This is a genomic window from Streptomyces sp. NPDC056527, assembly GCF_042794475.1.
GTDB lineage: Bacteria > Actinomycetota > Actinomycetes > Streptomycetales > Streptomycetaceae > Streptomyces.
Window position 1 is genome coordinate 1 of sequence record NZ_JBHTTQ010000224.1, and the last position, 2,423, is coordinate 2,423.

Consider the following 2,423-nt stretch of genomic DNA (forward strand, 5'->3'; position numbering starts at 1 on the left):
CCTTCGCCGGCGGCGCGCGGGAGTGGGTCGGCGCCTGCTGACGGCGGCGCCCGGACTGCGTCGCGCCCTCGCGCCCGCAAAGCAGGCCCCCACCCCCCCCCCCCCCCCGTCACCCGGGGCCTTCCGCGCCCTACGACATCCGCAGCGCCAGGAAGAAGTCGAGCTTGTCCTCCAGACGCGACAGGTCGCGGCCGGTCAGTTGCTCGATCCGGCCCACCCGGTAGCGCAGGGTGTTCACATGCAGGTGGAGTCGGGTCGCGCAGCGGGTCCAGGAGCCGTCGCAGTCGAGGAAGGCCTCCAGCGTGGGGATCAGCTCGGCGCGGTGCCGGCGGTCGTAGTCGCGCAGCGGGTCGAGCAGCCGGGCCGTGAAGGCACGACGGACGTCGTCCGGGACGAACGGGAGGAGCAGGACGTGGGAGGCCAGCTCGTGGTGGCCCGCGGCGCACACACGGCCCGGGCGGGCGGCGGCGACACGGCGGGCGTGGCGGGCCTCCTCGAGGGCGCCGCGCAGGCCCTCGGCCGAGTGCACGGCCGCGCTGACGCCCAGGGTGAGGCGGCCGTCGTCGGCGAGACCGGACGACAGCGGGTCCCGTACCGCCGCCAGCAGCGCGTCGGCGTGCAGCCCGATGCTGGTGGTGCCCTCGTCCTCGCTGTCCGGCAGGGGCCCGGCGGGCAGCGGGACCAGGGCGATGGCCTCGTCACCGTGGTGGGCGACGGCGATCCGGTCCGCGGAGTCGGCGCCCACCGTCGCGGGGTCGACGAGGATCTCCTCCAGGAGCGCCTGGGCCACCGGACCGGTGTCCACGGCGCCCGTCCCGCCCTCCGTGTCCCACTCCACGCGGGCGACGACGACCTGCCAGTGCGGCGCGGTCCCCAGGCCAGGCAGCAGCACCGGGGCGGCGACCCGCAGACGGGCGGCGATCTCGGCGGGCGCGGCGCCCGTCTGGACCAGCTCCAGGACCTCCTGCGCGAGCCGGCGCCGTACGGTGCGCGCCGCGTCCCGCCGGTCCCGCTCGACGGCGATGAGCTGGGTGACGCCCTGGAGCAGGTCCAGCCGGGCCGCCGGCCAGTCGCTCGCGTCGGCCTCGACGGCGAGCAGCCAGTCGGACAGGACGGTCTCCCGCACGTCCCTGGAGGCGGGCGGGGCCCCGCGGCCGGTGTTGCGGATCGGGAAGAGCGAGTACGTGGATCCGGCGGTGTTCAGCCGGTGCGGTCCTCGCCGTCCGGTCCGGGTGGCGGCCAGGTGCTCGCCGGCCAGTGTGGCCGCGAGACCGGCGTCCAGCGGCTCTCCCGCGCCCGCGATCTGGCGGCCGGTGGGGGAGAGGACCCAGGCCCGCAGGTCGAGGTCGGAGCCGAGGAGGTCGAGGACGACCTCGGGGCCGCCGCCCGCCGGACCGGAGGTCATCAGCCGCCTGTGGCGATCCACGACCGCCGCCAGGTCACCTGCCCGCTCCCCGGAGACCTGTCGAACAACATGTTCGGTGATCGTCGCGAATGCAACGGACTCGTTCACCGCGAAGAGCGGCAGCCGATGGCGCAAACACGCCTGTACGAGATCGTCGGGGATGTCGCCGAGTTCCGCCTCGCCGGCGGCCAGCGCCGCCACCCCGGCGGAGGCCAGGATCCGGACGAAGGGTTCGGCGTCCTCCGGCTCCCGCAGCCAGGCGAGGCCGGTGAGGACCAGCTCCCCGCCGGACAGGTACCGGCTGGGGTCCTTCAGGTCCGTCGTCATCACGCCACGGACGGTGCGGTCCAGCTCGTCCTCACCACCGAGCAGGCGCAGCCCCAGCGCGTCGGTTTCCAGCAGTGCGCGCAGCCGCATCTCGTTGCCGCCGTTCCTTTTCGTCAGTCACTCGTCTGTCGCGTTGTCGTCGGCGGCTGGTGCCACCGTTTCCAGGGGAAAACGGCGAGGTTACTGAGCCCCGCCTTTCGTTCGAATCTACAAGACGAACCCGGACACCAGCCAACTCCTTCATGTTTTCGGTGACTGCACCCCAGCGAGCCGGGCTTGTGTACTAGGCCACACATCGCGTTAACAGCACGTGAACATGAATTCGAAGTCGAGGGCCGGTCATCCCCAGGCCCAGTAGACCGACCCCCGATCACTAGAAGCACAAGAAGAGAGCCACCATGGACTTCCTTCGCCCCGCCAGCTGGGAGGAGGCGCTCGCCGCCAAGGCAGAGCACCCCACGGCCGTGCCCATCGCGGGTGGCACCGACGTCATGGTCGAGATCAACTTCGACCACCGGCGACCCGAGTACCTCCTGGACCTGAACCGTATCGAGCTGCTCCGCGAGTGGGAGGTCGGCGAGGAGAACGTCCGCCTCGGCGCGTCCGTTCCGTACACCGAGATCATGGAGAGCCTGCGGGCCGAGTTGCCGGGTCTCGCGCTGGCCTCGCACACCGTGGCCTCTCCGCAGAT

The 2,423-nt window shown here is 72.6% G+C and carries 2 protein-coding genes; one reads left to right on the forward strand and one right to left on the reverse strand.

Annotated elements, in window-relative coordinates; genetic code table 11:
- Window positions 1-130 precede the first annotated feature (130 nt).
- Window positions 131-1,822: a PucR family transcriptional regulator gene (locus tag ACFQ7Q_RS38010; RefSeq protein WP_383563808.1), complete on the reverse strand. Its 1,692-nt coding sequence runs from the start codon at window positions 1,820-1,822 to the stop codon at window positions 131-133.
- A 308-nt stretch (window positions 1,823-2,130) separates the two neighbouring features.
- Between ACFQ7Q_RS38010 and ACFQ7Q_RS38015 the strand changes: the two genes are divergently transcribed.
- The coding region (locus ACFQ7Q_RS38015; protein WP_383563811.1) for an FAD binding domain-containing protein at window positions 2,131-2,423 on the forward strand (293 nt) is incomplete at its 3' end.